The following is a 25,904-nucleotide window of genomic DNA, read 5'->3' as shown; positions in this document are numbered from 1 at the left end:
AGGTCAGCCGATTATGATGAATTTCAGCCTCGTTGAATTGCTGCTTATTGTTGCTGTGGCCGTTTTGGTCATCGGGCCGAAAGAGATTCCGGGGCTTCTCTATGGCTTGGGGCGGATTGTCCGGCGGCTGCAATATATCCGCTATGCTTTTTCCCGGCAATTTGATGATTTTATGAAGCTTCATGATCTCGATGATTTGCGCCGTGGCGTGAATTTTGAGGAAAAGCCGGTCGATAAAAACGGCGAAGTGGTGCAAGAAAAAAAGCCTGCCGACAGCGCACGGGACGACAATCATGATTGACGAGACAGCCGTGAACGAGCATGAAAAGCAGCCGTTGGCTGAACATTTAACGGAACTTCGGCGACGGGTGTTGTGGTCGTTTGCGGCGCTGATCGCCGGGACGGCTTTGTGTTTTGTGTTTGTCGAGGATATTTACGGATTTCTGGTGGCGCCGTTGGCCAAGGCCATGGGGCCGGACAGCACACAGCGTCTGATCTATACCGGCCTGACCGAGGCGTTTTTTACCTATATCAAAGTTTCATTTTTCGCCGGGCTGTTTTTGACCTTCCCGGTGCTGGCGATGCAGATCTGGAAATTTATTGCGCCGGGTTTGTACAAGGAAGAACGAAAGGCATTCTTGCCGTTTTTGATTGCGACACCGGTATTGTTTTTTGCTGGCGGGGCCATGGTTTACTATGTCGTTATGCCGCTGGCGTGGAAATTTTTTCTTGGTTTTCAAAGCACGGCGGTCGAGACTGTTTTGCCAATCCAGCTTGAGGCACGGGTCGGGGAATATCTCGATCTGGTGATGGTCTTGATTTTTGCGTTCGGGCTGTGTTTCCAGCTTCCCGTCCTGTTAACCCTGCTGGGCCGGGCCGGGATGGTCACGGCCGAAGGTCTGGCGCGCAAGCGTAAATACGCGATTGTCGTGACGTTTGTTATTGCGGCCTTTTTAACTCCCCCCGATGTGATTTCTCAGGTACTATTGGCGTTGCCGATTATGGCTCTGTATGAAATTTCCATCATCCTGGTGCGCAAAGCCCAAAAACATGTCGATATCACCGCTTGAGCAATATCAACAACGCATAGACGATCAACGGATTACCCCTGATCGGTATCAGGAGCGGGCCGTGAGGGCATTGCAGAGCCTTTACGAAGATGTCATCGCGAGCGAAGCGAAACGATCTGGTAATGATGGATTGCTTCGTCGCCTTCGGCTTCTCGCAATGACGGATAAGGGCAATGAGAATATAAAAGGTGTTTACCTGCATGGCGGGGTCGGGCGCGGGAAATCCATGATCATGGATATGTTTTTTGAAGCGCTGCCCGATAGCCTGAAAAAGCGGCGGGTGCATTTTCATGAATTTTTGATCGAGCTTCACGACGGGCTTCACAGGCGGCGCGGTGACGGGGTAGAGGCGATTTTGCCGGATTTTGCCAAGGAGGTGGCACGGGATGCGCGGGTTTTGTGCTTTGATGAATTTCATGTCACGGATGTGGCGGACGCCATGATTTTGGGGCGGCTGTTTACGGCGTTGTTTTCGCAAGGTGTGATTGTTGTGGCGACGTCGAACTGGGAGCCTGACCGGCTTTACGAAGGTGGATTGCAGCGCGATTTGTTCCTGCCGTTTATCAAGTTGCTTAAGGAGCGTCTTGACGTCATTGCCATGGACGGGGAGACCGATTACCGCCTTGAAACCTTGCAACAGGACGGTGTTTATTTCTGGCCGCTGGGGAAACCGGCGCGCCAGCATGCCGACCGGGCTTTCAAAGACCTGACGGAAGGGGCGAAAACCTACAAGGAAATCCTGAGCGTCAAGGGACGGGATTTGAAGGTGCGGGTTGTGGCCAAGGGCGTGGCGCGTTTTTCCTTTGCGGAGCTATGTGAGCGTCCGATGGGGGCGGAGGATTATCTGCATATCGCGCAGTCCTATCACACGGTTTTTCTCGAGGGAATTCCTCGTCTTGGTTATGACAGGCGTAATGAAACCAAACGGTTAATGACCCTTGTTGATGCGCTGTATGATCGGGGAACGAAACTGGTGGTGACGGCGGCGGCCTCGGCTGATAAACTCTATGACGGGCATGATTATGCGTTTGAGTTTGACCGGACGGTCAGCCGTCTGATCGAGATGCAGAGCAAGGATTACCTAGAAAGAAAATTATAAACGATGCGTTTCGTATATATATTTTTAATAGCTGTTTTGTTGTTGTCTGCCGGTTTGTTATCGGCAATCGCGCAGGAAGATGATGATTACGGGGCGCAGGCCCAGGCATTAACCCGGACATTTTCCGGGGAGCTGAAAGAGGCGTTGATGACGGCGTTGACAGATGAGGGGCCTGTTCAGGCGCTGGAGGTTTGTCACGAGCGCGCCGCCCCCATTGCCATGGGAGCCGCTGCCGATACCGGGTGGACGCTGCGCCGTACGGCGCTCAAAACCCGTAACCCGGATAACAAGCCCAATGGCTGGGAAGGGCAGGTTCTTGAAAAATTTGAACAGCAAAAAGCGGCGGGTGTACCGGTCGAAGATCTGGAAATGATCGGGCTGGACGGCAATCTGGTGCGCTATATGAAGGCGATTCCCACCGCAGATATGTGCCTGATCTGCCATGGTTCGGATATTGCGCCGGAAATTACCGAAAGCCTGATGAAACTTTATCCGGAAGATGAAGCAACGGGGTTTGCTGTTGGTGATATCCGCGGGGCGTTTACCTTAAGTAAACCGATTGCTGTGTTTTACGAGTGAGGAAAAACGAATGTGGGGCGTGTTTAAAAATCTATTGGGGGGCACACCTCCGAAACAGCAAAAACCTGATCCGGTGCGGTATGACCGGGAAAAGGGGATCGCGCTGTCACCGGATTTAAAGGGTCGGATGAATCTGGCGGGCAATTCGAAGACCCATCAGGAAATCCTTTACTATCTTGCCGAACACGACCCCGATCCCGCCGTCCGTAAGGCGGTGGCGGCCAATAAATCGACACCGGTGCAAGCTTCGGCCATTCTGGCCGGGGATGCGAATGAGGATGTGCGGCTGGCGCTGGCTGGCCGGCTGGTTAAATTGCTGCCGGAGCTATCCGAAGATACGCATAGCCAGCTTTACGCCCATGCGGTGCAGGCGCTTGGGCGGCTGGCGCTGGATGAGGTTCTTAAAATCCGCAAGGCACTATCCAGTACTCTGAAGGATTGCGCTCATGCGCCGCCCAAGGTGGCCGCGCAGCTTGCCCGTGATATCGAACGCGAGGTCTCCGAGCCGGTTTTGCGGTTTTGCACGGCGCTGGCCGATGAGGATTTGCTGGATATCATTAAAACGCATCCGGCGGCGTGGGCGGTGACGGCGATTGCCGCCCGGAAAATGGTTAGCTCTCAGGTTTCCGAAGCTGTGATCGAAAGTGATAACCGTCCGGCGGGTAAAATACTGATCGGGAACAAAGGGGCGCAGATCGGGCCGCCTCTTTTGAAAACGATCATCGAAAAGGCTCGCGACTATCCGGAATGGCAAGGTGGCGTGGCGCTCAGGAAAAACCTGCCGCCGGAACTGGCAAAGGAACTGGCGCAATTTGCCGATGAATCTGTGCGGGCGTTGCTGGGCAAGCGCAAGGATTTCGACCGGGAAACGGCCCGGGAAATCGCGGAAGTTTTCCGACGGCGTCTGGAATTCGCCGGGGCGCAGGCCGGTGATGCCGGAGAGGACCCCATGGCGCGGGCGGTGGCGCTTGATCAGGAAGGGCGCTTGACCGAAGAGGCCGTATCCGATGCGCTGGCGCTGCGGGATCGCCGCCTTGTTTACGCGATGATTGCTTTGCGCGCTAAAGTACCCTTGGAAGCGGTCGAAAAGATATTTGGTATGAAGGCGCCCAAGGCGGTGGTGGCGTTGTCCTGGAAGGCTGATTTATCCATGCGACTGGCGTTGCAGTTGCAAAAGGATCTCGCCCAGGTTTCCCACAAGGAGCTGATCTATCCGCGCGGCGGCACGGATTACCCGCTCAGCGAAGACGAGCTTCGCTGGCAGCTTGAATTTCTGGGGCTGTGAAGCGGAAACAGCTTATCTTAAACCTTGTAGCACATCATATCGGGGGATAACGGCTTTTTGGTGGTCAGGCATGGGGGACCGCCCGGCTTCAATTCTTTTTTTAACTGGTCGACGTTCACCGGTCCGCGCAGCCGCCAGCTATCACGGGGGTTAATCTCTTTCTTGTTCCATTTTTTAGGATCGTTGAAAGGAACAAACCCTGTTGTCTTTAGGGTTTCCACTGGGTTATCGTTGTCGGATTGCGCAATGCAGCCAAATCGCCAGCGCCCATCATCGCAGGCAAAGGACGAATTTGCCAGTAATGCAAGTCCGCCAAGGGCTATTGCTATAGATGTTTTTTGTTTGTTCATGATCGTTGCTCCCTGTTGTTTTTTTGTTTAGATGAAAATCCTAAAACTCTGTTTTTTGTTATGCAAACATTTTTTTAGATAAAAGCGCTCTTCCAAGCGTATCGCGGAAATGATAGATTCGGAGGCATCGAATTTTTCAATCATACACAGAATAACGAAGGGATTTATTACCATGCCACGCAGGAACAAAATCGGGTTGGTCGGCGCCGGGATGATCGGCGGAACGCTCACGCATCTGGCGGGCCTTAAGGAACTGGGCGATATTGCCGTTGTCGATATTGCCGAAGGTGTGCCGCAAGGCAAGGCGCTGGACATTTCCGAATCGGCGCCGGTTGAGGGCTTTGACGCGGCGATTGTCGGTAGCAACGATTACGCGGCGATTGAGGGCTCTGATGTGGTGATTGTGACGGCGGGTATTCCCCGTAAACCGGGAATGAGCCGCGATGACCTGATCGGTATCAACACGGGCATCATCAAAACTGTCGGTGAGAACATCAAAAAATATGCGCCGGATGCGTTTGTCATCGTGATTACCAACCCGCTTGATGTGATGGTCGAGGTTATGCAACGGGCAACGGGCTTTGCGGCGAACAAGGTTGTCGGGATGGCCGGGGTGCTGGATAGCGCCCGGTTCCGGTGTTTTCTGGCCGAGGAATTCGATGTGTCCGTCGAAGATGTTACGGCCTTTGTTCTAGGCGGCCACGGCGATACGATGGTACCGCTGGTGCGGTATTCAACCGTGGCGGGGATTCCGCTGCCTGATCTCGTGAAAATGGGCTGGAGCACACAGGAAAAAATCGACCAGATCGTCCAGCGTACCCGTGATGGCGGGATCGAGATTGTGAATTTGCTGAAAACCGGATCGGCTTTCTATGCTCCGGCTTCCAGTGCGATTGCCATGGCGGAGAGTTACCTGAAAGACAAGCGCCGGGTGTTCCCGTGTGCGGCGAAGCTGTCCGGTGAATACGGCGTTGACGGTCTGTATATCGGCGTGCCGACGGTGATCGGTGCGAACGGGGTCGAGAAAATTATCGAGGTGTCCCTGAGTGCCGAAGAACAATCCATGTTCGACAAGTCCGTCGCAGCGGTGAATGATTTGCTGGCGGCGCTGGATAAAGCGGCCTAGGCCGTCAGGTTGAAATTATCGTCATTGCGTGCGGCAGGGGCCCGGCCCGGTGTTTCCGGTTCGGCCACTTGTCCGACTTTCGGTCCTTCGACCGCGTCGTTGAAGGCGACGCTTGTTGTGTGGTCATGTGTACCGCCATCGCGGTAATCCGCTGCAACGCGCGCGTTAAAGGCTTTTGATCTTATATCGTATCCCCCAGCGATTTGCTGAGAGTCGGCGATCAGCCCGTCGCGTACGGCGGGGTCGGATAAGTTCTTGCCCCATGCTTTTTGCGGATCGACGGTATAGGCGGCGTCGCCTTTTTGAATCCAGATTTCATGATGCAAGTGGGCGCCTGTTCCGATGCCGCTGTTGCCTGTGTAGGCGAAGGTTTCTCCCTGCCGTACGATATCGCCGGTTTTGACGGTATCGCGATCCAGGTGTGCATACATGCTGTAAACGCCTTCACCATGGTGCAGGACCACAATATTGCCATAGCCGTTTGAGTGGCCGGCATAAGCGACCTGTGCATCTTCGGTGGCGTGTAGCTCTGTGCCTTTCGGCGTGGCCATATCAATGCCCCGGTGCATGGCGGAGCCACCTCTGGTCGGATGATGGTCGCGCACGTGGTATGAGTCGGAAATCCGGATATCATCAACAGGCTTGCCGACCAGTATGCCGTTGTGATCGCGGTTATCGGCAATGGCGGTCCATTCCTTGTTGCTGGTGATTTCTTCCCTCAGGTGGGGCAGCCGTATAGCGGCGATGTTTTCGTGGCCTGTGGCGTTGTAGCGCTCCTGACGGTGATCGAACATTTTATCCAGATTGCCGCCCGTTTCTGTCAACATCCGTTTACCGTAGCCTTGTCCCTGATTGACATAGGCGTCGAAGGCGACAAGGGCTTCGTTGTGATCCAGTGCGATGCCTGCTTTTTCAGCATCGTTCATCATTTTGTCCCAGTAGCGCTCTTTGTAAAAACCAATCGCGTCTTTAGCGGTCAGATTAGCGACGTCAACGTCCGGGTTGGCGTTACTGTTGATGCCGAATTTTGCGATTCCACCATTCGGTTCGTTCAGGTTTAATCCGCCTTCTTCCTTCAGTACGTATTTTATAGCGCGATCAAAATCAGGATCGCCGGAAGGTGGTACATTGCCCAGCGGCGACGTGACGAGTTCGCCGGCCCGGCTGAAATCAAATCCTTTGCCAAAATCGAAATTTTCTTTCCAGTTGGCGGATTCTGCTGTGTGCCACTGTTTGAAGGCGGCTTTGCCCTGTTCATCATCACCAAAGCCCATGATCGAGGCAAAAATGCCGGTCAGGGGGCCGTTATCCATTTCCTCTTCGCCCATCATGCCGGTCAGAGCCATAAACAGCATCGCGATGAGCTGTTGCAAGGGGCCGAGTTGTTTGAAGCTTGTTTGCCCGCCGGCGGGCGCCGCGGCGTCGTTCAGGGCGGTTTTGGCGGAAAGAGGAGCGACAACCTCAATCACAGGCGGTTTGCCTGCGCTTTCAATTTCGGGAGCTTGTTGCTTTTGGTCACTCATTAAAGCTCTTTCTTAACCTTTTTACCGCGATTGCCCCTATTATGACGGGAAATCGTTAACAAGATTTTAAGAAAGATAAAATTTTATGTTAATTATATCTTGTGATGCGGTTTATACCATGCCGGGGGCGATCGGGGCCGGCGCAGTCGGTGCTGTTGTGTCTTTTTCCAGTTCGGGGTTCGTAACATCCAGATTTTGAACGTTGTCGGCAACGAGGAATGGGTCGTTTGCGGCCCCGGCAGCGGGATTGAATGTGTGCATTAGCGGTGTTTCCGGCGGGGTGCCCTTTAGGTCTGACGGTACGGCGGATACGGTCCGGTCGGCGCTGAAGGTAATATTGTCGGCGTTGTTGTCGACAAGGGCGCCGTTATCCAGTAAATTCGTGGTGCCGGTGTCATCCCATGCGTAATTGTCCCAGCTCCAGTCCGGGTCTTCGTTGACGAATTCGCTGCCGTAAGTGTCTTCAAGGTAGGTATCCCACTCTTCACCGTATTCGGATGTAATCAAATCATTGATTTGATCGGGAGTTTTGATTTCCCCGTTTTCCATTTTCTGTTTAATTTCGGCTTTCAGCGTTTCCGCCTTTTCGAGGTCTGCCTCCATTTTTTCCAGTTTGGCTTCCATTTGCTTGATTTCTTTTTCAAGCTTGGCGTTGCCACCTTCCGTGGCGGTCAGTTCTTCGCGCTTGGCATCCAGTTTGTCGCTCAATGATTCATAGCGTTCTTTGAAGACTTCATATTTGGCTTTTGCCGTTTCCAGTTTTTGTTCGGCGTTAGCCTTTTGATCGAGTTTGGAATCCGTATTTTCGATGTTGTCAAACTGGGATTCCATGGCTGTGTTGACTTTTTGTTCGGCGGCGGCCAGTTCTTCATAGGACCGTATGCCGTTGGGGTCATCCGCCAGATTGGCTTCTGCTTCTTGTTGTTGCTGTTCGCTAAGTTTTGCACCTGTTTCGTCGACCAGAACCGTCTGACCGTTTTCCTGTTTCGTATAAATGGCCTGGCCGTCGGAGAGTTTTAAGGTGCTTTCTTCGATTTCCTTCATTTCCGCCACCGCGTTGGTGACGGCGTCGTTTTTCTCTATTTCTGCGCTGTTTGTCTGACCCAGTTCCTTATTGACCTGTTCCAGATCAGCCACTGCATCTTTTACTTCAAGGGCGGCCTGATCCATATCCTGTTTGGCTTGTTCGACCTGCGGTTCGAGTTCCGCGATCTCGGTTCGCAGGATTTCTGCTTTTTCCTGTCCGGCGGCGAGCGCAGTGCGGGCCGTTTCCAGTTCTGCTTTGGTTGTTTCAATATCCTTTTTAAGACCCTCGATCTTTTTGTCGAGGAAGGTCATCGCGGAATCGTAGGTTTGCTGGATGGTCATATTGGCCATGTTGTTCAAGGCGACTTGCTGAGCGAACCGTTTGTTGGATGTGCTGTAATCACTGTCATCGCCGTCTTCTTTGCTATCGTCGTAGGCGGCCCGGCGTCCTGCGGCTCCGGCGCCCAGATGCAGAGCATCAAAGGCATGATCGTCATAGCTATGGACTTCATTTTCTCCGGCATTTTCAATATCCATGCTGACATTTTCCATCCCGACAATTTGCGTGACGCTCATGTAATATGGCTCGTTGGCGGCTTTGCCAAAGGCATCGACGGGGGATATGCCGGATTCTACGACTGATGGATCACGATCGTATTCACTGTGTGGGCCGTCTTTATTATCCTTGTCGGTTTCTTTGTTTTGGGCGTTGTTTGCCTGTGCCTGCATTTGTTCCGGCGACAGCCCGGTAGCCGCGGCGGTGATCGGGGCCGCATTTTGCGGCGTTGCCAGATTTGCGGCGGGATCATCAGCGCGGGAGAGTTCAGCCAGATTCCGTTCGTAGGCCTGCATAAACCGGCGCTGGATTTCTGGTGGCAGGGTTCCCAGTTTGTCCTTGATAATGTCTGGGTCAGAGAGAATGATTTGCCGGGCGCCGGTCGTCAGGTCGAGGGATGTGGCACCGATTTGTCCGGCGATCCCCAGATTTTCCTGCAACGTTTTGAGCATGGCGATTTGTTCTGGCGAACTCGAATCGAGGGATGCCAAGCGGCCATTTGCCAGATTGTCGAGGAAGTCGGTGATGCCAAATCCGCGTGGTTCGGCAAAGCCGCTACGCCCGTCAGCACTACTGTAGCCTGCCGCGGCGTTTCTTAATTTTGCTTCATTCGGATCGTTACCAAGCGCCAAAATTGTCCCTCGAAAAGTTTATAGTTTTGTTCACGCTGCCCCTATTCTCGCGGAAAATAGTTAAAATTTTATCAAAATCGCGGGGGGATACCGGGGTAAAAGGCCGTTTCCAAAGCGTGCGCGACATGGTAAACAAGGGAGTAACTGATTCCCGGCGCGGCGGCGCTGAGAGCTAACTTTTTGAAAATATTAGGGGTTTTTCTATGAATATCCATGAATATCAGGCCAAATCGTTGCTGAAAAAATATGGGGTGACAGTGCCGCGCGGTTTCCCGGCTTTTTCTGCGGATGAGGCTGTGAAAGCGGCGCAAGAGCTGGGTGGGCCTGTGTGGGTGGTGAAATCCCAAATTCATGCCGGGGGCCGCGGGGCAGGGCATTTTGCAAACGATCCGGACGGCAAGGGCGGCGTTCGTGTTGTCAAATCTGTGGATGATGTTAAGGCTGCCGCCGAAGCGATGCTGGGGAACGTCCTTGTGACCAAGCAAACCGGGCCGGAAGGCAAAGAAGTCCAGCGTCTTTATGTCGAGGAAGGCGCTGATATCGCGAAAGAGCTGTATTTGAGCGTTCTGCTCGACCGGGCGACCAGCCGCGTGACTTTCATGGCTTCGACCGAAGGCGGTATGGAGATCGAGGAAGTTGCCGAAGAGCACCCGGAAAAAATCATCAAGGTGAATGTTGATCCGGCAACCGGCATGATGCCTTTCCACGCACGTCGTCTGGCGTTCGGGTTGGGGCTGTCCGGCGATAGCCTGAAACAGGCGGTTAAATTCATGATGGCGATGTACAAGGCGTTTATCGACCTTGATGCTTCGATCGTCGAAATAAACCCGCTGGTTGTCACGGGCAGCGGCGATGTGATTGCGCTGGATGCTAAAATGAATTTTGATGACAATGCGCTTTACCGTCAGGCCGAAGTGTCTGAAATGCGCGATGCGTCCGAAGAAGATGAAAAAGAACAGGAAGCCCACAAATACGACCTGTCTTACGTGGCGCTGGACGGTAATATCGGCTGTATGGTTAATGGCGCCGGGCTGGCGATGTCGACCATGGATATTATCAAGCTGTATGGCGGTGAGCCGGCGAACTTCCTGGATGTCGGGGGTGGCGCAAACAAGGAAAAAGTAACGGCCGCGTTCAAAATTATCCTGTCCGATCCGAAGGTCAAAGGTGTTCTGGTTAACATCTTTGGCGGGATTATGAAGTGCGACATTATTGCCGAGGGCGTGATTGCCGCTGCCAAGGAAGTGAAGCTTTCCGTGCCGCTGGTCGTGCGTCTCGAAGGTACCAATGTCGAGAAAGGCAAGGAAATCCTCGCCGGATCCGGTTTGCCGATTATCGCGGCGGATAATCTTGCCGATGCGGCTGAAAAAGTCGTGAAAGCAACAAAGCAGGCGATGGCGGCTTGAAACACAAGGAGACTGTAATGAAAAAGCTTTTCTTGACGATTCCTGTCGTCGCTTTTGGTCTGGCACCATTATCTGGCTGGGCGATGAGCGACAAAGACCCGGCCATGAAAAATATGGCTCATGAAATGGTGCATGAGGTGGATGGTTTTACGAATCAGGAAAAAGAGATCATCGTTGAGGTCTTTGACGAAATAGCTCGTCAGGCCTTAGGTGTCGAAGATGAAAAGCCCCATGGTAAAGCCGGCCATGGCAAGGGTAAATCCATGCCGCCGGGGTTGGCAAAACGCGATGAATTACCGCCGGGATTACAGCAGCATATCGAGAAAAACGGTGTTTTGCCGCCGGGGTTGGAGGGGCGCGAAATTCCCGATGAACTCAAGCGCCGCTTGCCCGCACGTAAAGATGGTACGGAAGTCAGGCAGGTTGGGGACGACATTGTCTTGATAGAAAAGGCAACGCGCCGGGTTCTGGATATCCTGACCGGGGTGGCAAAGGACTAAGGTTTCCTTTTGTTATAAAATTATAAAATAACGCCTCTGTCGGACATTTCTTGACAGGGGCTTTGTTTTTTTGCAGGGTGTCGCCCAAGATGTTTTCATAAAATAATAAAAAGGAGCAGATCCATGACCGATGATGCCATTCATAAAGATAACAAGAAATGGAACGACTTTCTGAATAAACAATTTAAACAAGAGGGCGATGCGCCAGCCCAGCCTGCAGATGCGAATCAAGGGACAGCGCAACCTGATGCTGTTCATCAGCCGGCTCCTGTTCAAAAACCAGAATAATATTTTTCTTTATAGGAAAAAACGCCGTCGTTTCCGGGGGCGTTTTTTTGTGGCTAGCCCGGTCTTTGCGGCTCTATTTGCTGGGCGACTTGCATGTCGATACTCTGGGTCGGCGGTTCGATTTGCCGGGCGATATTCTGGTGAATCTGTTTGAAAGAACAGGGCTTCTGAGCGCCTTTGCTGTTGGTATAATAAAAGATGGCCTCATTACTTTTAGCCTGTTCGGGCAAGTAATCTTTGGCAGCATGATGGGCTGTTTTCGGGTTATGTAACAGCTTCAGGAATTTGCTGCCGCCGCCAACACTCAGGAAATGGCCACCAATATATTTGTCAGTATCGTCGAGCTGGCGGGCGATGGCTTTCGGGAGCGCTTTTTTTACGCGGGCAAAATTCTCGTTCATGTGAAAGCCGCCAAGGATTGCCGCTACTTCCGGGTCGTTGCGCAGTTCCAGAAGGGCGGCCTTGGTTTTCGGGTTTGTAACTGTATATTTCCAGTGTGTGCTCTTCCCGTATTTTATCTGGTCGTAGAGCTTTTTATGCTCTTTCGGTAACTGCCCTTTGTATTTGTAAGCAAATTCCAGAAAGGTTTCCGGCTGGAATTGCGCCAGTCCGCAAGGGCCGTTCACATTGTTACAGCTGTCGGGGGTTAGCCCGCTTTCCCTTGCATAGACACGGTAGAGAAATTCCTCACTGTTGCCGGTGGTTCTGGCGGCTTTTGCCACGGCTTTTTGAACGGCGGATGAGACGGCGAATGTATCCCGGTGTGGCCCCAGCCCGGTTGTGAACCCCGGCAGCCTGACCTTGCCATTTTTGACCAGATTTCCTGACCTGGCGGCCGATGTATGGGGGAGACGGTCTATTTTCCCGATATTGAGGAAATCGGGAATAATTTCTGATGTCGGCGGTTGAGTCTCGTCGGCGTTATTTCCCGCCAGTTTTCCAAAAAAATCATGTAACGGCTGACCCAATAGGCCGCCGCCGACAACCAAAACGATGGGGGCCAGCACATTCCCGATTTTTCCAGCGGCTTCTCGAAACGCAGATTGGCCGCTTGGGCGTTTTTTTTCGCTCATAAAACGTGTCTATCTTTTTGCAGTCTACTTTCGTAAATCTGCCTTTATTATGAAAGGGATGTCTTAAAAAGAGATTTACGCGCCGGGATCAGGAATAAGGAATAGAGGGGTTGTAGGCGACCCGTGTTGGTTCCTCTTTTCTGATGAGGCTGGCGGCATTAATGGCTTGGCCGTTTTTCCGCACTTCAAAATGCAGGTGCGGGCCGGAAGCATCGCCTGAGCTTCCAACTTTGCCGATTATGTCTCCGGCTTTGACGGTTTGACCGGGCTGGATGTTTCCATAGCGACTCAGGTGCGCATAGAGCGTTTCCGTCCGTCCGTTATGACCGAGGGCGGCTTTTACAAAATCCTGATCGCAGGAAATAATAACCGTTCTGCCATAGCCGCCCATGGCGCTTTTCCGGGTAACGACTCCATCGCAGGCCGCTTTTACCGGGGTTCCTGCGGGGGCGGCGTAATCCGTTCCGTCATGGCGTTTCCATTTTTTATAGATGGGATGAAGGCGTCTGGAGGTAAAGCCGGAGCTGATGCGGTATTTCTCTATGTTTGTCAGCGGCGGATACAGTTTTTGTGGCTGTGTGACTGGTTTTGGGGCTGCATAGCTAACCTGAACCTGAGCCGGTTCGACTTTCGTTGTGTGCCGTTCGGGCTTGGTCGCTGGTTTAACCATGGTGACCGTCTGAACTTTATAGGCTGGTGCCGGTTTTGCCGTCGGTTTCGGTGCGGTGAATGTTTCTATGACCGGCACCGCGCTGGCGGTTTTATTCGGGAGCGGGATGTCCAGAGGCTGTGAAACGGTTTGCTTTGCCGTGTGCACGGGTTCCATTTTGGCATTCACAGGACTTGTATTGGAAAAGATCGCCATCCCGACAGCCGTTGAAAGCAAAAGAGCCGACAGGGCTATGCGGGGTTTTTTGCTGAAAGATCCAAAATCAATGTTTTGTAATTGATGGCGCAAACGGTTGCTGAAAGAGGAAACCGGGGCTGTGAGCTTTTTAATTTGGGCGTGGCCGATATCCAGCCCTTTTTGCAGGGTGGCGCGGGTGTTGAAATCAAATGTTGGGCGCTTGACGGTGAAGCGCGGGCGTTCCGGGATTATTTTGCTGACGGAATCCCATACTTTTCTCGTGTTTTCTTTCAGAGCGGCGTAGCCGTGCGGTTTTGTGTGGACCATCCATTGTGATTGGGCACGGGCCATGATGGCCGGTGAAATCTCTTTGCTTAGCGCGGCCTCGTTCAGGACTTTTAGCCCCTGTTCCCGTGCGGCCAGCAAGGTCAGGGCTTTTTTCTCCTGATTGGTGCCGCGAATGATCAGACCTTTTGTATGGGCCTTTGGATTTGTCGCAAACAAGGCGATGCTGTCCTGAGCCATTTGTGCGGTGAAGGGGCCATTTTTATCGGCCTTGACGCTTTTATCACTGACGGTGAAATAACGTCCGTTCATCTTAAAGACGGCTGATTCGATCTTTGTCTTGGTCTGATTGCCGCGCGGGGCATAATTGATATTCGTGAGCATGCTGTCGCGCAGAGGGGCCGTGATCTTGTCGTTACCCAGCAGATGCGGCAAGCCGTATATCCGCGCCAGTGTTTTCTCTGTGCTGAGGTTCCGGATGACGGGTTCCGGTTTTGCGGCTGTCTGGAAGTTTTCAAGAAGACGCGCTCCTGTTTTTTTCAAGCGGCCAAAAGCCTCTACAAGAGGATCGATGAGTTGTATGTCCGGGGCGAAATCACCCGCATTCGCCGTTATTGCTGTCATGTGAACCTTTGGTTCTTACTCTCGTTTTGTACACACCGCCGTTTTGTTACCATAAACTAATCTGTTTTTGCAAACTTTACAGGTTAAAAAGTGAACAAAAATTCGCTGGTTGATTTGTCTGGCGGATTCTTTAACATTCATCCTGTCCTTTAGGGGCGATTCTTATTTTCTAATTTTAAAGCGGAGTAGGGCATGTCTGTTCTGGTTAACAAAGAAACCAAAGTGATTTGTCAGGGGATTACCGGCGCGCACGGGACCTTCCACACCGAACAGGCGATTGCCTACGGCACCAAGGTTGTCGGCGGTGTGACGCCGGGCAAGGGCGGTAGCGAGCATCTGGGCGTTCCGGTGTTTGACACCGTGGCAGAAGCCCGCGAGAGAACCGGGGCGAATGCGACCGCGATCTATGTGCCGCCTCCGTTTGCCGCCGATGCTATCCTCGAAGCCGTTGATGCGGAAATCGAGCTGATTGTCTGCATTACCGAAGGGATACCGGTTATGGACATGGTGCGTGTTAAGCGCGGTCTGGAAGGCTCCAGCTCCCGCCTGATCGGGCCGAACTGTCCGGGTGTGATTACGCCGGATGAGTGCAAGATCGGCATTATGCCGGGGCATATCCACCAAAAAGGCAAGGTCGGCATTGTTTCCCGGTCCGGGACACTGACCTATGAAGCTGTGGCGCAGACCACCGCGCCGGGGCTGGGGCAGTCCACCTGTATCGGGATTGGCGGTGACCCTGTGAACGGCACGAACTTTATCGACTGCCTTGAAATGTTCCTGGCCGACGATGCGACTGAATCCATCCTGATGATCGGGGAAATCGGCGGTACGGCAGAAGAAGAAGCTGCCGAATTTTATAAATCCGTCAAAAATAAAAAGCCGATTGCCGGGTTCATTGCCGGGGTGACGGCGCCTCCGGGTAAACGGATGGGCCATGCCGGGGCGATTATTTCCGGTGGTGACGATACGGCGCCCGCCAAGATGGAAGCTATGCGCCGTGCCGGATTTGTCGTTTCGGACTCGCCGGCGGCCCTTGGCGATGCCATGTTAAAAGCGATGGCGGCGTAACCTGCTTAAAGGAATGAGAAATGGGTAGAGGCGTTGACGAGCAAAGACCTGTAAGATTTCGGATCGACAATTTGTCGTCGGAAGATCGGTTGTTGCTGGTTAGCTTGCCTTATAAAGTCGCCATATGGGTCAGCCATGCCGCCGACGAAGGGGGCGAGGATGATGATAAAAAGGAAATGCGGGCGATGGAACGCTTGCTGTCCGATTTATCATCGGAAGTCCATGTTCCCCCCTTTATCCGCCAGATATGCCAGGGAACCCTTGATAGCCGTGATCTCTGGGATGCGTGGGCCGATGATGCTCTGCACGTTCCCGAAGAAGCTGCCCGGGCTGTGGCGTTGTTGACCCCGATCCTGTCTGAAACGGATATCAAAAAATTCCGGTTTGTTTTGCGTAAAATCGCTATTCGTGTGGCGGAAGCGCACGGCGAATTCAATATGTATGACGATGACGAGTCGGGATCGATCTGGGGCGGTTTCGTAACCAAGCTGAAAGATGTTGTTACGGAGCTGGTTGGGGCTGATGATCCAAGCCCGGAAAATATCAGTCCTGCCGAGAAGGAAGCAATCAACAAGCTGTTGGTGGCTTTGCGGACCGATCAGGAAAAGGCGTCAAAAACAAAATAAAAACCGGGGATAATCGTTTTGGATTATTTGAAGCCGTTCACAGATGAACAACGCGATTTGATTATAAAACTGCCTTATCGCGTGGGGTTATGGGTTAGTCTGTGCGACCAGGCGGGCGGACAAGAGGCTGAGCAAGCTGAAAGGCAGATGCTCGAATCCTTGTTGACCGGATTTGCTGAGGATTGCTGTAAATCGGAAATCGTTGAGTCTGTTTTGCAGGGAACACTGGAGCGTAAGGAAAAATGGCATGAATGGCAGGCGGGTCTCGATCAGGTTTGTCAGGAATGTGACCGTGCGATCGGGGTTATGTCCCTTCATATATCGGCGCGGGAAATCTTTTTTTTCAAAAGCAGCTTGATGGATATCGCCTTGAATGTGGCGCTGGCGTACCGGGAAATGGACCCGGAGGGCAGTTTCTTTTACAGAGTTTCTTTATTTTTCCGCTATTACATGGACAGAACGCTGGCAGTTGTCAGGCACCGGCCTGTGCGCACATTTGATGAATACCTGAGTATTAGCCGTGAGGAGCGCGAGGCGCTTGATAAACTGTCGATTGTTTTGAATATCAATCTGGGAATGGATGCGGCGGCCTGATATCAAGGTGCAAGGAGGGGCTATGGCTTTTCTGGAGAAATTTAATAAAGACGAACAGGATTTTCTGGTTGCTTTGCCGTACCGGGTCGGGCTTTGGATGAGCGCGCAGGATGATACCGGCAGCGCTGTGGCCGCCGGTCAGGAGTGTTTGGCGCTGAAAAAGGTTTTGGAGCAACATTCCCGCGGTATGTTTGGTTCGGCGTTTGTGCATGAAATCCTGACGGAGACGTGGACGCGGCAGCATGACTGGCCTGTTTGGGAAACGCAGGCCGAAGCGGTGCCTGTTGATTGTCAAAAGGCCGGCGCGCTGATTAAGGCCAAGCTGGGGGAAAAGGATGTTGATGCTTATAAACAGACGGTCTTGTCGATCGCTTACCGTGTGGCGGCGGCGTTTCGTGAGTATGACGAAGATGTACCGTTCGGGCGACGGCTGGGCCGTTATGTCCGCATTTTTTTAGATAAAGTAACCGGCTTTATCCGCGGCGAGCAATATGAGTCTGAAACTCTTTTGAATATATCTTATGAGGAGGACGTTGCGTTGGCGAAACTGACAAAATCCTTCGAAGAAGGCATTTAACTCTCTTGCCTAAAAGGGTAGGATAGAGTAATTCGATTTGGCGGTGCCGTGTCCGGCACTTTTCTCTTTTCAGAAGGCAAAGAGCAAAACAATGTCTGATTTACCAAACCAAAGCTTCCTGACCGGCACCAATGCTGAATATATAGCCCATCTTTACAGTCAATACCGGATGAATGCCGAAAAAGTGGACCCCAGCTGGCGACACTTTTTTGATGATATGAGCGACGATGAAGTGTCGCTTCTTAAGGAATTGCACGGGGCAAGCTGGACGCCGGAAGAAGCACGCCGTGATCGCCGTGGTTTTGGCGCGCGCGGCCGTGGCGGGGATGTCGATGGGGATGTCGTGGCGCAGGCGGCTGTGCGGTCCGGTGATAAAAGAGACGGCGAAGCAGCCCTGACTTCCGAAGAAGTACGGCGTGCGACGATGGATTCCGTGCAAGCGCTGATGATGATCCGGACTTATCGTGTGCGGGGTCATTTGCTGGCCAATCTGGATCCGCTGGATCTGAAGGAAAAGAAACATTATCCGGAACTTGATCCGGCTTATTACGGCTTTGCCGAATCCGATTATGAGCGCCCGATTTTCCTGAACGGTGTTCTGGGCATGGAATATGCCACGCTTCATGAAATTCTGGATGCGCTCAAGGCAACGTATTGCGGCACGATCGGGGTGGAATTTATGCATCTGGTCGACCCGGATGAGAAATCATGGGTGCAGCGCCGGATCGAGCAACCACACAATCGTACCGATTTTACCGTTAACGGAAAGCGGGCGATTTTACAGCGCTTGATTGCTGCGGAAGTCTTTGAAACATTCCTGCACAAAAAATATCCCGGTACCAAGCGTTTTGGTCTGGATGGCGGGGAGACCCTGGTTCCGGCGATTGAGCAGATTATGAAGCGCGGCGGGCAGTTGGGCCTTAAGGAAATCGTCCTGGGGATGGCACACCGCGGTCGTTTGAATATGCTGACCAATGTGATGGGTAAGCCGTTTACAGCGGTGTTCTCCGAATTTCAGGGGATGTCTTCGACGCCGGACGATGTTCTGGGTTCCGGGGATGTGAAGTATCACTTGGGCACATCATCGGACCGGGACTTTGACGGGAATAAAATCCATTTGTCGCTGACCGCTAACCCGTCGCACCTTGAAGCCGTCGATCCGGTTGTGATCGGGAAAGTGCGCGCCAAACAGGTGCAGCGCAACGATCTTGAAGCCAAGCAAGTCATGCCGATTTTGCTGCATGGGGACGCGGCGTTTGCCGGACAGGGAATCGTTGCGGAAACGCTGATGATCTCTGACTTGCCGGGGTATCGTGTCGGTGGGACGATCCATATCGTGATTAACAACCAGATCGGCTTTACGACCCGGCCGCAATTTTCCCGATCCGGTCCCTATCCGACGGATGTGGCGAAAATGCTGGCGGCGCCGATTTTCCATGTGAATGGCGATGACCCGGAGGCTGTCGTCCATGTGGCGCGGATCGCAACGGAATTCCGGCAGAAATTCAAAAAAGATGTGGTCATCGACATGATTTGTTATCGCCGTCATGGTCACAACGAAGGGGATGAGCCGGCCTTTACCCAGCCGCTGATGTACAAGAAAATTCGTTCGCACGCGACAACCCGGACGCAATACGCAAACCAGTTGATATCCGAAGGGACCATTTCTGCCGAAGAAGCCAAAGAGATGGTGGATGAATTCACCAACTATCTGGAAGAGGCGTTTGAAGCGACCAAGAGTTACAAGCCGAACAAGGCTGATTATCTGGAAGGGGCGTGGAAAGGGCTGAGTGTTGCCGAGGATGGTGACAGACGCGGGAAAACGTCGATCACCAAAAACGAGCTTAAGGCACTGGGGGAACGGCTGGTTTTTGTGCCGAAAGGCTTTAACCTTAATCCCAAACTGGTTCGCCAGATGGAAGCCAAGGTCGCTATGTTCCAAACCGGCGAAGGGTTCGACTGGGCAACGGCAGAAGCTCTGGCGTTTGGCTCTTTGGTTGATGAAGGGCGGCCTGTGCGGCTGTCCGGTCAGGATTGCGGGCGGGGGACGTTCTCGCAGCGTCATGCCATTCTCTACGATCAGGAAACCGAGGATAAATACCTGCCGCTTCAGAATATAAGTCCCGATCAGGCCAAGTTCGAAGTGCATGACAGCCCGCTATCGGAATTTGCCGTGCTGGGTTTTGAATACGGTTTTACACTGGCCGAGCCGAATGCTCTGGTTTTGTGGGAGGCCCAGTTTGGTGACTTTGCCAACGGGGCGCAGGTCATTATCGACCAGTTCATTTCATCCGGGGAAGGCAAATGGCTGCGGATGTCGGGGCTGGTGATGTTGTTGCCGCACGGCTATGAAGGGCAGGGGCCGGAGCATTCCTCCGCCCGTCTGGAGCGTTATCTGCAATCGTGCGGTGATGATAACTGGCAGGTTTGCAACTGTACGACGCCGGCGAACTATTTCCATGTTCTGCGTCGTCAGATGCACCGTAATTTCCGCAAGCCGCTTGTCTTGATGACGCCGAAATCGTTGTTGCGGCATAAATTATGTGTGTCCTCGGCCAGTGATTTTATCGGTTCTTCGACCTTCCACCGTGTTCTGAAAGACGATGATACCGGGAAGCTGGCGGCTGATAAGAGCATCAAGCGTGTCGTGCTGTGTACGGGCAAGGTTTACTACGATATTCTGGAAGAGCGGCGGACGCGGAAGCTGAAAGATACGGTCATTTTGCGTCTGGAACAGCTCTACCCGTTCCCTTACGGAGCGCTGGAGGAAGAGTTGAAGAAATATCCGAATGCCAAGGTGGTATGGTGTCAGGAAGAACCCCGCAATATGGGGGCCTGGACCTTTGTTAATGAACGGATTGAGGAAACGTTGCTGCGTTGCAAGCATAAAGCCGGACGCCCGGTTTATGCCGGACGGCCAGATGCCGCGTCTCCTGCGACCGGGATGAACAAGCGCCACCAGCTTGAACAGATGCGGCTGGTCGATGAAGCGTTGACCCTCTAAAAGATTGCGTTAAACTGTGTGACAATTTTAAAACCCTAAGAATCAGGATGAAAACATGACCCAGATTGTTGTTCCCGCCCTTGGTGAATCAGTTTCCGAAGCCACTGTGGCTAACTGGCTCAAGAAAGAAGGTGAAGCGGTGGTGACCGATGAACCGATTGTTGAGCTGGAAACCGACAAGGTTACGTTGGAAGTTAATGCGCCGGCGGACGGGGTCATCAGCAAGATTGCCGCAGCAGAAGGCAGCAATGTTGAGGTTGGCGCACTTTTGGGCGAGATCAGCGAGGGCAGTGCGGCGAACGATACCGCGGCAGCAACCAAGGCCGAAGCGGCAGCAGCCCCCAAGCATGAACGTCTGGATGATGATAAACCGGCCGCCAAGAATGATGATCTGGGCTTGTCACCGGCGGTGCGTAAACTGGTGGACGAACACAATATTGATCCTTCCCGTATCAAGGGCACCGGCAAAGGCGGACGTTTGTTGAAGGAAGATGTCCTGAATTTTATCGAGAACAAAGCGCCTGTTGCGGAGGCGCGTCCGACCGAGATCGTATCGACGCATCCGGTTCAGGAAAGCGCCCCGCGTGAGCTGGGGCCGCGGGAAGAGCGCGTGCGGATGACCCGCCTGCGCCAGCGTATTTCAGAGCGCCTGAAAGAAGCACAGAATACCGCGGCAATCCTGACGACCTTTAACGAAGTTGATATGGGCGCTGTCATGGATTTGCGTAAGGAATATAAAGAGCATTTTGAGAAAAAACACGGTGTGAAGCTCGGCTTTATGTCGTTCTTCGTTAAGGCTTGCGTTAATGCGCTTAAAGAAATCCCGGCGGTGAATGCGGAAATTGACGGGGATGAGATTATTTACAAAAATTATTATGATCTCGGCGTGGCGGTCAGTACGCCGCAAGGGCTGGTCGTCCCGGTTGTCCGTGATTGTGATAGCAAATCAATGGCGCAGATCGAAAAAGACATCAACGATGTCGGCGCCCGCGCCCGCGAAGGTAAAATCCAGATCGACGAAATGACCGGCGGGACCTTCACCATCACCAATGGCGGGGTGTTTGGGTCGCTTGTCTCCACGCCGATCCTGAATACGCCGCAATCCGGTATTCTCGGGATGCATAAAATCCAGCAGCGTCCGGTCGTAATGCCTGACGGCTCGATCCAGGCGCGCCCGATGATGTATCTGGCGCTGTCCTACGATCACCGGATTATTGACGGACGCGAGGCTGTGTCCTTCCTCGTCCGGATCAAGGATGCGATCGAGGATCCGCAGCGTTTGTTGCTGGAAATTTAATTTCAGGTAATACCGAAATCGGAAGGTCTTTGTCTTCCGATGTCTGAGACGACATCGGCGATCCTTAGTTTGTCTATTTTGGCGGCGAGAGATTTAAGTTCTTTAACGCTTCCTTTTTCAAAATCAGAGCTTCTTACGAAGAATCGTTTTGTATCGTAAGTGTCCCCGCTTTTCAGGGGCATGTTTTGAATTACAAAACGGCCATGGACCTTCTGGCCGATGATTTCCAAGTGGCAGCCGGAACTTTCGTTTTTTTCGTATCTAGCGGTAACGGTTTCTCCCGCAATATTCAGGGTCATATTGCATTTCCGGCCACATTGATAAAAGGCATTGCTAATTTTTCGCTCAACGTGTTTGCGTATTTTTGCGAGGGAATCGGTTATGCGTTTGGCTAAAAAGCCGGCTTTTGCCCGTTCTTCGTCACTGGCGTGGAAGACGTTATCGCCGTGGAAAATTTCGAAGCTATTACCGGATTGTCCGTTTTTTCTGGGGTTGTTTGCCGTTCCCATGGGGTCTGTTACCCCAAAAAACTCATGGGTCGGTGACGTTTCTTCGTAAGTCATGGTTGTCCCTTCATTTGCCCGGATAGTATATATGTAAAATTTACTTTAGCAAGTTTTTTCGGATTTGGTTGACAGGTACATGTGATGAGTCTTATAGAAATTATAACGAAAACGATAAACATAGAGAGGTGTGTTATGACTGATGAACCCAAAAGAACATTTGATCGTGTCCATAGCGATACTGATAATATTATTCATGGGACGCGTCGTGTTGATAGTGAAGGGAAATCGGCGGTTGTGGAACTTTTGAATAGAACAGTTCAGGTTCACCGGGAAGCTCTCGCGAGGAACGGAAATAAACTGAAACTGTAGCCTACCCTGAAGCTGATAAAATTTCTTTCTCTTCCAGTAAGGACAGAGCAACGAGCGCGTGCTGGTCACGCGCTTTTGTTTTGTCGGCGATGTGGATTTGTGTCAGGCCTGCGCCGATCGTGTTGACCAGCTCACGGCTGGTGGGAACGTGGGTGCAGTGCAGGCTGCCGTCGATAATCTTTAATCCATGGCGGGGGGCGGCCATGAGAATGCGATTGACCGGTTCCAGTTTGAAGGAATATTTGCCTTGCGGGTTTTCCAGTTCGGGCAGGTCGGCCTTCATCGTGTAGCCCAGTGCCGGATGTCCGCGTGCCCCAAGACCGCAGATATTTCCGTCCTCATCCTTTGCCAGCGCGCAGGCGAATTTATGGCCTTTTAAGGTTTGTGTGGCTTTTTCGAGCAGGCTCTCAAAATCCTGTGCCGGGATGATTTCCACCGGGTGTTCGTTGGGGGGGATGTAATTCGCAGGCGGCTCAAAGGTCGGGACGAGGCGCTGTTCTTTCCGCCATAGCTCATAGACCGCGATGCCGGCTTTCTCACAAATGCGCATCGACATGTTGGCAAAGGCGTGGGGGCGGCGCTCGATAAAATCCTTCTGGAAACCTTTGTGATCGATGTAGATCGTTTTAATTCCCGCTTCGGCGATATTCTTGGCGCAGTTCGGGCAAAACGGATCGGTGATGCAAAGCGCGGCTCCCTCGGTATAGGGAGCTTGCAGGATGCAGGCTGTTTCGGCGTGGATGGTGCCGCTGGCGTTTCCTATGCGGGTTTCTGTGCCAATTTTTTCGCGGATGATGTCGGGCCAGTAATTGGTGGTGGAGATGCTGAATTCCCGGCCATGCTTATCACAGCCAAACAATGTCGCGGCGATCTTGTTTGTCGGGTGTGGGCTGGAATTTACGATATCTACGGCCCGCTGCATCTGTTCAAAGGGAGAAAAATGTGATTTCATCATCTCTTATTTATAAGGGAGATCGCGATGCAGAGCCATGACTATTATATGAAACGTGCCTATGAATTGGCGCTTAAGGGATATAACGAAGGCGGCTGTCCGATCGGCGGCGTTTTGGTTGATAATGAAACGGGAGAAATTCTGGGGGAAGGGCACAACGCGCTGGTCCAGGAAGGTAATCCGATTATCCATGGCGAAATGGCAGCGATGCGTGATGCGGGGCGGATGGCAACGCGGCGAAATACCACAATGTATACGACGCTCAGCCCGTGCATGATGTGTACGGGTACGATCCTGCAGTTCAAAATCAGCCGTGTCGTTGTGGGTGATACGGTTAATTCCTATGGCAACGAAGAGCTTTTGAAGGAGCGCGGAGTTGAGGTCATCATTCTGGATAACCCCGACTGTATCGCGCTCGTTAAAAAATTCCGGGAAGAAAAACCGGAACTATGGCTCGAGGATTGGGGTGGTGACTAGTGCAGAACCAGTTTTCGCGCTGGCGAAGGTGTGATCCGCGTTGGAAAACCTGGTGTTCCTGCCCCTAATGCATCCAAAACAGCATCGTTTGTTTCTATTTCACTTTCGGTGAAGACGACGTGTTCTTGCATTTCTTTCCAGAGCTCTGGATATGCCTTTAGAACGTCGCGTAATGTGTCGTAGGCACGTGCAACGGTTCCATTGCTGTAGAGTTCATCATTACGGAAGATGAAGGATTTTTTCTCAAGCTCATTGTTTTCACGCGCGAGCATGTACATACCAAAAAACTCCTGTAATGTCCCTGCGCCGCCGCCTTCGAACAAGAAAACATCGCTGTCTTCGTAAAGGCGATCCATGCGCTGGTAGATATCATCGTATACCAGCAGTTCTTCGTCATTCAACGTCGGGCAACGTCCTTCGATTGCCATGACGGGTACGGCCTGCACGCCTTGGATTGGGATAAATCGTCCTTCTGCTTGCATGGCTTTGATTGTTTTTCCGGTTTGTCCCATTACGCCTTTTTCGCCACCGCCAAATGTTACACGGAAATGCAGACCGGCTTCCTCGGATTTGTTAGCGGCCAAGCGCAGTGTTTTATCCAGTTTGTTTAAGCTGGCAACGTTCTCTGTCGAGGCGGAACCAAGTACGCAAAGTGTTTTTATATTTGAAGGTGTATACTTCCATGCGTCCCCGGTTTGCGTGTTCCGAGGAATGTTATCATGCGCTGGTAACGGCTGACGTAAGGGCCGGTAATATTTCAAATGTTCTGAAATTTCATAAGGACTGGTATTCATCATGGCCATAAAGCGGCTGCGTTGACCAATAAATCCTAGCTTTTGACCGGAATTGTATAGTTGTTGCGCGCAATGTGGCGCATCATTCGTTCTTTCGCTGTACAGGGCGATTGGTGCGTTGAGTACTGGCGCTGTTTCCATCTGTTTATCGACCATGAGGGACGTAAACATAAATTGCGTAAGTAGGAAGTTTTGTGTTTTTTCTTCGCCTGACAAATGCGCGTCGGAGCTAAATATGAAGCCTTCACGTTGTCCAGAGAAAGCATGATTGGCCAGTTCCGACAGGGACGAATATTTCTTTAATGCCTGAGGTTTTGTTGATACCTGAAAATGATCCAAATGATCTTTTGTTTCCGGCCCCATTCCTTGCGGGGCCGTTTCAAAGACGAGGGATGCGCTTGAGCGTTTTTTTGCTGGGTTTGTTGATACGTGTGTCGAAGATTTTAATGTTTCGGTCAGGGCTTGTGATAGGGGGTCTTCGGACAAGAGCCTATCCATATAATCGCCTTCAGACATATGTGATTTTGGCGTGTCTACATCAGTAAAGCCTAAGAAATCATCTGTGGTCTGTGCACCTGTGACGTGTTCACGGTGAAGCGCCATATTTGTCGTTTTTGATATTTCGCGCGAAATGAAAGTGTTGAAGTTCAATTCATCAATGTTTGGATTTTTATCTAGTTTATTTCGTATCTTATACAACGGAATACTTTCCAGCACGGTGGCATGGTCTTTTATGCCCGGTACGGTGCCAACTTCATCACAGACGGCAATCAGATCTTTCATTAGATGTTCGATGCCGTTTTTTGCCAGTATGAGAGGTTTGAGCTGTGGCCCCGGCCACGGAATGTCTGGCCGCATCAAGTGTTGGACATCAGCAAACCTTGAGTGGTTGTAAAGGGTTTCTGCTAATTCTAAAGGTGTAAGGCCGCCGCGGCGTTTGTCCGTGATGTGGAAGCCTGTGTCTGTCATAACAAAGCGCATATTTTGCAAGCGCACTTTATGACCCAGATCACCCTCCAGCTTTTTCAGGCGTTTGTTTAATTCTGGTGACGGTGTGTTTTGGAAGGCTTTGATACCTTCTATTCCTTTTTCCCAGGCATTGTCTGTGTAGGAAAAGCTTATTTCTTCGGCATCTGGGACAGGAAAGAGACGGTTTGCCAAGATGATAACTTCATTGCCGTCGCCATAGCGTTCATTCAAGGCATGGAAAAGTAAGAATTTTTCAATATTACCGCTAAGAACAACTTTTACATCGCGTGCCATATTCACCCTGCTTTTTTATATTGGAGCACCTTGTTGTCTGTATATGAAAAATAAAAAAAACATGCAAGGAAAAAAACTTTTCCTCCGCAAAAAGTTTTTTTTCGTTAC

At 52.0% G+C, this 25,904-nt stretch carries 24 protein-coding genes; 16 read left to right on the top strand and 8 right to left on the bottom strand.

The genetic code is table 11. The features are described 5' to 3' along the window. Nucleotides 1-13: 13 nt before the first annotated feature. The 5 genes from H6868_09665 to H6868_09645 are packed head-to-tail and all read left to right on the top strand — an operon-like array spanning nt 14 to nt 4,033. Nucleotides 14-301, top strand: a complete 288-nt coding sequence (locus H6868_09665; protein MCB9989580.1) for a twin-arginine translocase TatA/TatE family subunit — start codon at nt 14-16, stop codon at nt 299-301. Further along, nucleotides 294-1,070: a twin-arginine translocase subunit TatC gene (gene tatC / locus H6868_09660; GenBank protein MCB9989579.1), complete on the top strand. Its 777-nt coding sequence runs from the start codon at nt 294-296 to the stop codon at nt 1,068-1,070. The genes H6868_09665 and tatC overlap by 8 nt, the downstream gene beginning before the upstream one ends. Further along, the gene (locus H6868_09655) at nt 1,051-2,169 is read left to right on the top strand and encodes a cell division protein ZapE (GenBank protein MCB9989578.1); all 1,119 of its coding nucleotides are present in this window, start codon (nt 1,051-1,053) and stop codon (nt 2,167-2,169) included. The genes tatC and H6868_09655 overlap by 20 nt, the downstream gene beginning before the upstream one ends. 3 nt (nt 2,170-2,172) lie before the next feature. Further along, nucleotides 2,173-2,748 carry a DUF3365 domain-containing protein gene (locus tag H6868_09650; protein MCB9989577.1) on the top strand — a complete coding sequence of 192 codons (576 nt, stop codon included), beginning with the start codon at nt 2,173-2,175 and terminating at the stop codon, nt 2,746-2,748. 10 nt (nt 2,749-2,758) lie between these two features. Further along, complete coding sequence (locus H6868_09645) at nt 2,759-4,033, top strand: DUF2336 domain-containing protein (GenBank protein ID MCB9989576.1); 1,275 nt, start codon at nt 2,759-2,761, stop codon at nt 4,031-4,033. A 17-nt stretch (nt 4,034-4,050) separates the two neighbouring features. Here the strand turns inward: H6868_09645 and H6868_09640 are convergent, their stop codons facing one another. Further along, entirely contained in the window at nt 4,051-4,383 is a 333-nt protein-coding gene (locus H6868_09640; GenBank protein MCB9989575.1) for a hypothetical protein, read from the bottom strand. 172 nt (nt 4,384-4,555) lie between these two features. Between H6868_09640 and mdh the strand changes: the two genes are divergently transcribed. Further along, nucleotides 4,556-5,509: a malate dehydrogenase gene (mdh, locus tag H6868_09635; GenBank protein ID MCB9989574.1), complete on the top strand. Its 954-nt coding sequence runs from the start codon at nt 4,556-4,558 to the stop codon at nt 5,507-5,509. Here mdh and H6868_09630 read toward each other — a convergent pair. Together H6868_09630 and H6868_09625 are read right to left on the bottom strand one after the other, a co-directional pair. After that, nucleotides 5,506-7,032 (bottom strand): M23 family metallopeptidase, encoded by a 1,527-nt coding sequence (locus tag H6868_09630; GenBank protein MCB9989573.1) that lies wholly within the window; start codon nt 7,030-7,032, stop codon nt 5,506-5,508. The genes mdh and H6868_09630 overlap by 4 nt on opposite strands. Before the next feature lie 111 nt (nt 7,033-7,143). Continuing rightward, on the bottom strand, nt 7,144-9,246 hold the full coding sequence (locus H6868_09625) for a hypothetical protein (GenBank protein MCB9989572.1): 2,103 nt from the start codon (nt 9,244-9,246) through the stop codon (nt 7,144-7,146). Between the two features lie 203 nt (nt 9,247-9,449). On the opposite strand from H6868_09625, the gene sucC reads away from it, so the two are divergent. The 3 genes from sucC to H6868_09610 all read left to right on the top strand — a co-directional run bounded on the left by sucC (nt 9,450) and on the right by H6868_09610 (nt 11,440). Beyond that, nucleotides 9,450-10,652: an ADP-forming succinate--CoA ligase subunit beta gene (gene sucC, locus H6868_09620; GenBank protein ID MCB9989571.1), complete on the top strand. Its 1,203-nt coding sequence runs from the start codon at nt 9,450-9,452 to the stop codon at nt 10,650-10,652. Nucleotides 10,653-10,669: 17 nt separating this feature from the next. Further along, the gene (locus H6868_09615; GenBank protein MCB9989570.1) at nt 10,670-11,152 is read left to right on the top strand and encodes a hypothetical protein; all 483 of its coding nucleotides are present in this window, start codon (nt 10,670-10,672) and stop codon (nt 11,150-11,152) included. Between the two features lie 123 nt (nt 11,153-11,275). Beyond that, on the top strand, nt 11,276-11,440 hold the full coding sequence (locus H6868_09610) for a hypothetical protein (protein MCB9989569.1): 165 nt from the start codon (nt 11,276-11,278) through the stop codon (nt 11,438-11,440). 53 nt (nt 11,441-11,493) lie between these two features. Here H6868_09610 and H6868_09605 read toward each other — a convergent pair whose 3' ends face one another. Then, complete coding sequence (locus tag H6868_09605; protein ID MCB9989568.1) at nt 11,494-12,513, bottom strand: hypothetical protein; 1,020 nt, start codon at nt 12,511-12,513, stop codon at nt 11,494-11,496. Nucleotides 12,514-12,601: 88 nt separating this feature from the next. Continuing rightward, nucleotides 12,602-14,269 carry a peptidoglycan DD-metalloendopeptidase family protein gene (locus tag H6868_09600; protein MCB9989567.1) on the bottom strand — a complete coding sequence of 556 codons (1,668 nt, stop codon included), beginning with the start codon at nt 14,267-14,269 and terminating at the stop codon, nt 12,602-12,604. Nucleotides 14,270-14,461: 192 nt separating this feature from the next. Here H6868_09600 and sucD point away from each other — a divergent pair, with 192 nt between their 5' ends. From sucD to odhB, 6 genes are all read left to right on the top strand, one after another. Beyond that, entirely contained in the window at nt 14,462-15,337 is an 876-nt protein-coding gene (gene sucD / locus H6868_09595; GenBank protein ID MCB9989566.1) for a succinate--CoA ligase subunit alpha, read from the top strand. 20 nt (nt 15,338-15,357) lie between these two features. After that, nucleotides 15,358-15,963: a hypothetical protein gene (locus H6868_09590; GenBank protein ID MCB9989565.1), complete on the top strand. Its 606-nt coding sequence runs from the start codon at nt 15,358-15,360 to the stop codon at nt 15,961-15,963. Nucleotides 15,964-15,981: 18 nt separating this feature from the next. Next, nucleotides 15,982-16,557, top strand: coding sequence for a hypothetical protein (locus tag H6868_09585; GenBank protein ID MCB9989564.1), 576 nt, complete (start codon nt 15,982-15,984; stop codon nt 16,555-16,557). A 22-nt stretch (nt 16,558-16,579) separates the two neighbouring features. Beyond that, nucleotides 16,580-17,134, top strand: a complete 555-nt coding sequence (locus H6868_09580) for a hypothetical protein (GenBank protein ID MCB9989563.1) — start codon at nt 16,580-16,582, stop codon at nt 17,132-17,134. Between the two features lie 91 nt (nt 17,135-17,225). Continuing rightward, nucleotides 17,226-20,138, top strand: coding sequence for a 2-oxoglutarate dehydrogenase E1 component (locus H6868_09575; protein ID MCB9989562.1), 2,913 nt, complete (start codon nt 17,226-17,228; stop codon nt 20,136-20,138). 55 nt (nt 20,139-20,193) lie between these two features. Further along, nucleotides 20,194-21,435 carry a 2-oxoglutarate dehydrogenase complex dihydrolipoyllysine-residue succinyltransferase gene (gene odhB / locus H6868_09570; GenBank protein MCB9989561.1) on the top strand — a complete coding sequence of 414 codons (1,242 nt, stop codon included), beginning with the start codon at nt 20,194-20,196 and terminating at the stop codon, nt 21,433-21,435. 2 nt (nt 21,436-21,437) lie between these two features. Here odhB and H6868_09565 read toward each other — a convergent pair whose 3' ends face one another. Beyond that, complete coding sequence (locus H6868_09565) at nt 21,438-21,998, bottom strand: hypothetical protein (GenBank protein ID MCB9989560.1); 561 nt, start codon at nt 21,996-21,998, stop codon at nt 21,438-21,440. A 313-nt stretch (nt 21,999-22,311) separates the two neighbouring features. Next, a complete protein-coding gene (locus tag H6868_09560) occupies nt 22,312-23,262 on the bottom strand; it encodes a deoxycytidylate deaminase (GenBank protein MCB9989559.1) in 951 nt (316 codons plus the stop codon). Nucleotides 23,263-23,289: 27 nt separating this feature from the next. Between H6868_09560 and H6868_09555 the strand changes: the two genes are divergently transcribed. Beyond that, the gene (locus H6868_09555; protein MCB9989558.1) at nt 23,290-23,739 is read left to right on the top strand and encodes a nucleoside deaminase; all 450 of its coding nucleotides are present in this window, start codon (nt 23,290-23,292) and stop codon (nt 23,737-23,739) included. Here the strand turns inward: H6868_09555 and H6868_09550 are convergent. After that, nucleotides 23,736-25,796: an LOG family protein gene (locus H6868_09550; GenBank protein MCB9989557.1), complete on the bottom strand. Its 2,061-nt coding sequence runs from the start codon at nt 25,794-25,796 to the stop codon at nt 23,736-23,738. The genes H6868_09555 and H6868_09550 overlap by 4 nt on opposite strands. Between the last annotated feature and the right edge of the window lie 108 nt (nt 25,797-25,904).

Source organism: Rhodospirillales bacterium, assembly GCA_020638175.1.
Taxonomy (GTDB): domain Bacteria; phylum Pseudomonadota; class Alphaproteobacteria; order Micavibrionales; family Micavibrionaceae; genus JACKJA01.
The sequence above is the reverse complement of the archived record's forward strand: the minus strand, read 5'-3'. Positions and strand labels throughout refer to the sequence as shown.

Coding starts and splice junctions, on each gene's coding strand:
- H6868_09650 (MCB9989577.1), top strand. CDS start 2,173: ATGCGTTTCGTATATATATTTTTAATAGCTGTTTTGTTGTTGTCTGCC.
- H6868_09575 (MCB9989562.1), top strand. CDS start 17,226: ATGTCTGATTTACCAAACCAAAGCTTCCTGACCGGCACCAATGCTGAA.
- mdh (MCB9989574.1), top strand. CDS start 4,556: ATGCCACGCAGGAACAAAATCGGGTTGGTCGGCGCCGGGATGATCGGC.
- H6868_09580 (MCB9989563.1), top strand. CDS start 16,580: ATGGCTTTTCTGGAGAAATTTAATAAAGACGAACAGGATTTTCTGGTT.
- H6868_09560 (MCB9989559.1), bottom strand. CDS start 23,262: ATGAAATCACATTTTTCTCCCTTTGAACAGATGCAGCGGGCCGTAGAT.
- H6868_09590 (MCB9989565.1), top strand. CDS start 15,358: ATGGGTAGAGGCGTTGACGAGCAAAGACCTGTAAGATTTCGGATCGAC.
- sucC (MCB9989571.1), top strand. CDS start 9,450: ATGAATATCCATGAATATCAGGCCAAATCGTTGCTGAAAAAATATGGG.
- H6868_09610 (MCB9989569.1), top strand. CDS start 11,276: ATGACCGATGATGCCATTCATAAAGATAACAAGAAATGGAACGACTTT.
- sucD (MCB9989566.1), top strand. CDS start 14,462: ATGTCTGTTCTGGTTAACAAAGAAACCAAAGTGATTTGTCAGGGGATT.
- H6868_09565 (MCB9989560.1), bottom strand. CDS start 21,998: ATGACTTACGAAGAAACGTCACCGACCCATGAGTTTTTTGGGGTAACA.
- H6868_09655 (MCB9989578.1), top strand. CDS start 1,051: ATGTCGATATCACCGCTTGAGCAATATCAACAACGCATAGACGATCAA.
- tatC (MCB9989579.1), top strand. CDS start 294: ATGATTGACGAGACAGCCGTGAACGAGCATGAAAAGCAGCCGTTGGCT.
- H6868_09555 (MCB9989558.1), top strand. CDS start 23,290: ATGCAGAGCCATGACTATTATATGAAACGTGCCTATGAATTGGCGCTT.
- H6868_09645 (MCB9989576.1), top strand. CDS start 2,759: ATGTGGGGCGTGTTTAAAAATCTATTGGGGGGCACACCTCCGAAACAG.
- H6868_09640 (MCB9989575.1), bottom strand. CDS start 4,383: ATGAACAAACAAAAAACATCTATAGCAATAGCCCTTGGCGGACTTGCA.
- H6868_09665 (MCB9989580.1), top strand. CDS start 14: ATGATGAATTTCAGCCTCGTTGAATTGCTGCTTATTGTTGCTGTGGCC.
- odhB (MCB9989561.1), top strand. CDS start 20,194: ATGACCCAGATTGTTGTTCCCGCCCTTGGTGAATCAGTTTCCGAAGCC.
- H6868_09600 (MCB9989567.1), bottom strand. CDS start 14,269: ATGACAGCAATAACGGCGAATGCGGGTGATTTCGCCCCGGACATACAA.
- H6868_09550 (MCB9989557.1), bottom strand. CDS start 25,796: ATGGCACGCGATGTAAAAGTTGTTCTTAGCGGTAATATTGAAAAATTC.
- H6868_09605 (MCB9989568.1), bottom strand. CDS start 12,513: ATGAGCGAAAAAAAACGCCCAAGCGGCCAATCTGCGTTTCGAGAAGCC.
- H6868_09630 (MCB9989573.1), bottom strand. CDS start 7,032: ATGAGTGACCAAAAGCAACAAGCTCCCGAAATTGAAAGCGCAGGCAAA.
- H6868_09615 (MCB9989570.1), top strand. CDS start 10,670: ATGAAAAAGCTTTTCTTGACGATTCCTGTCGTCGCTTTTGGTCTGGCA.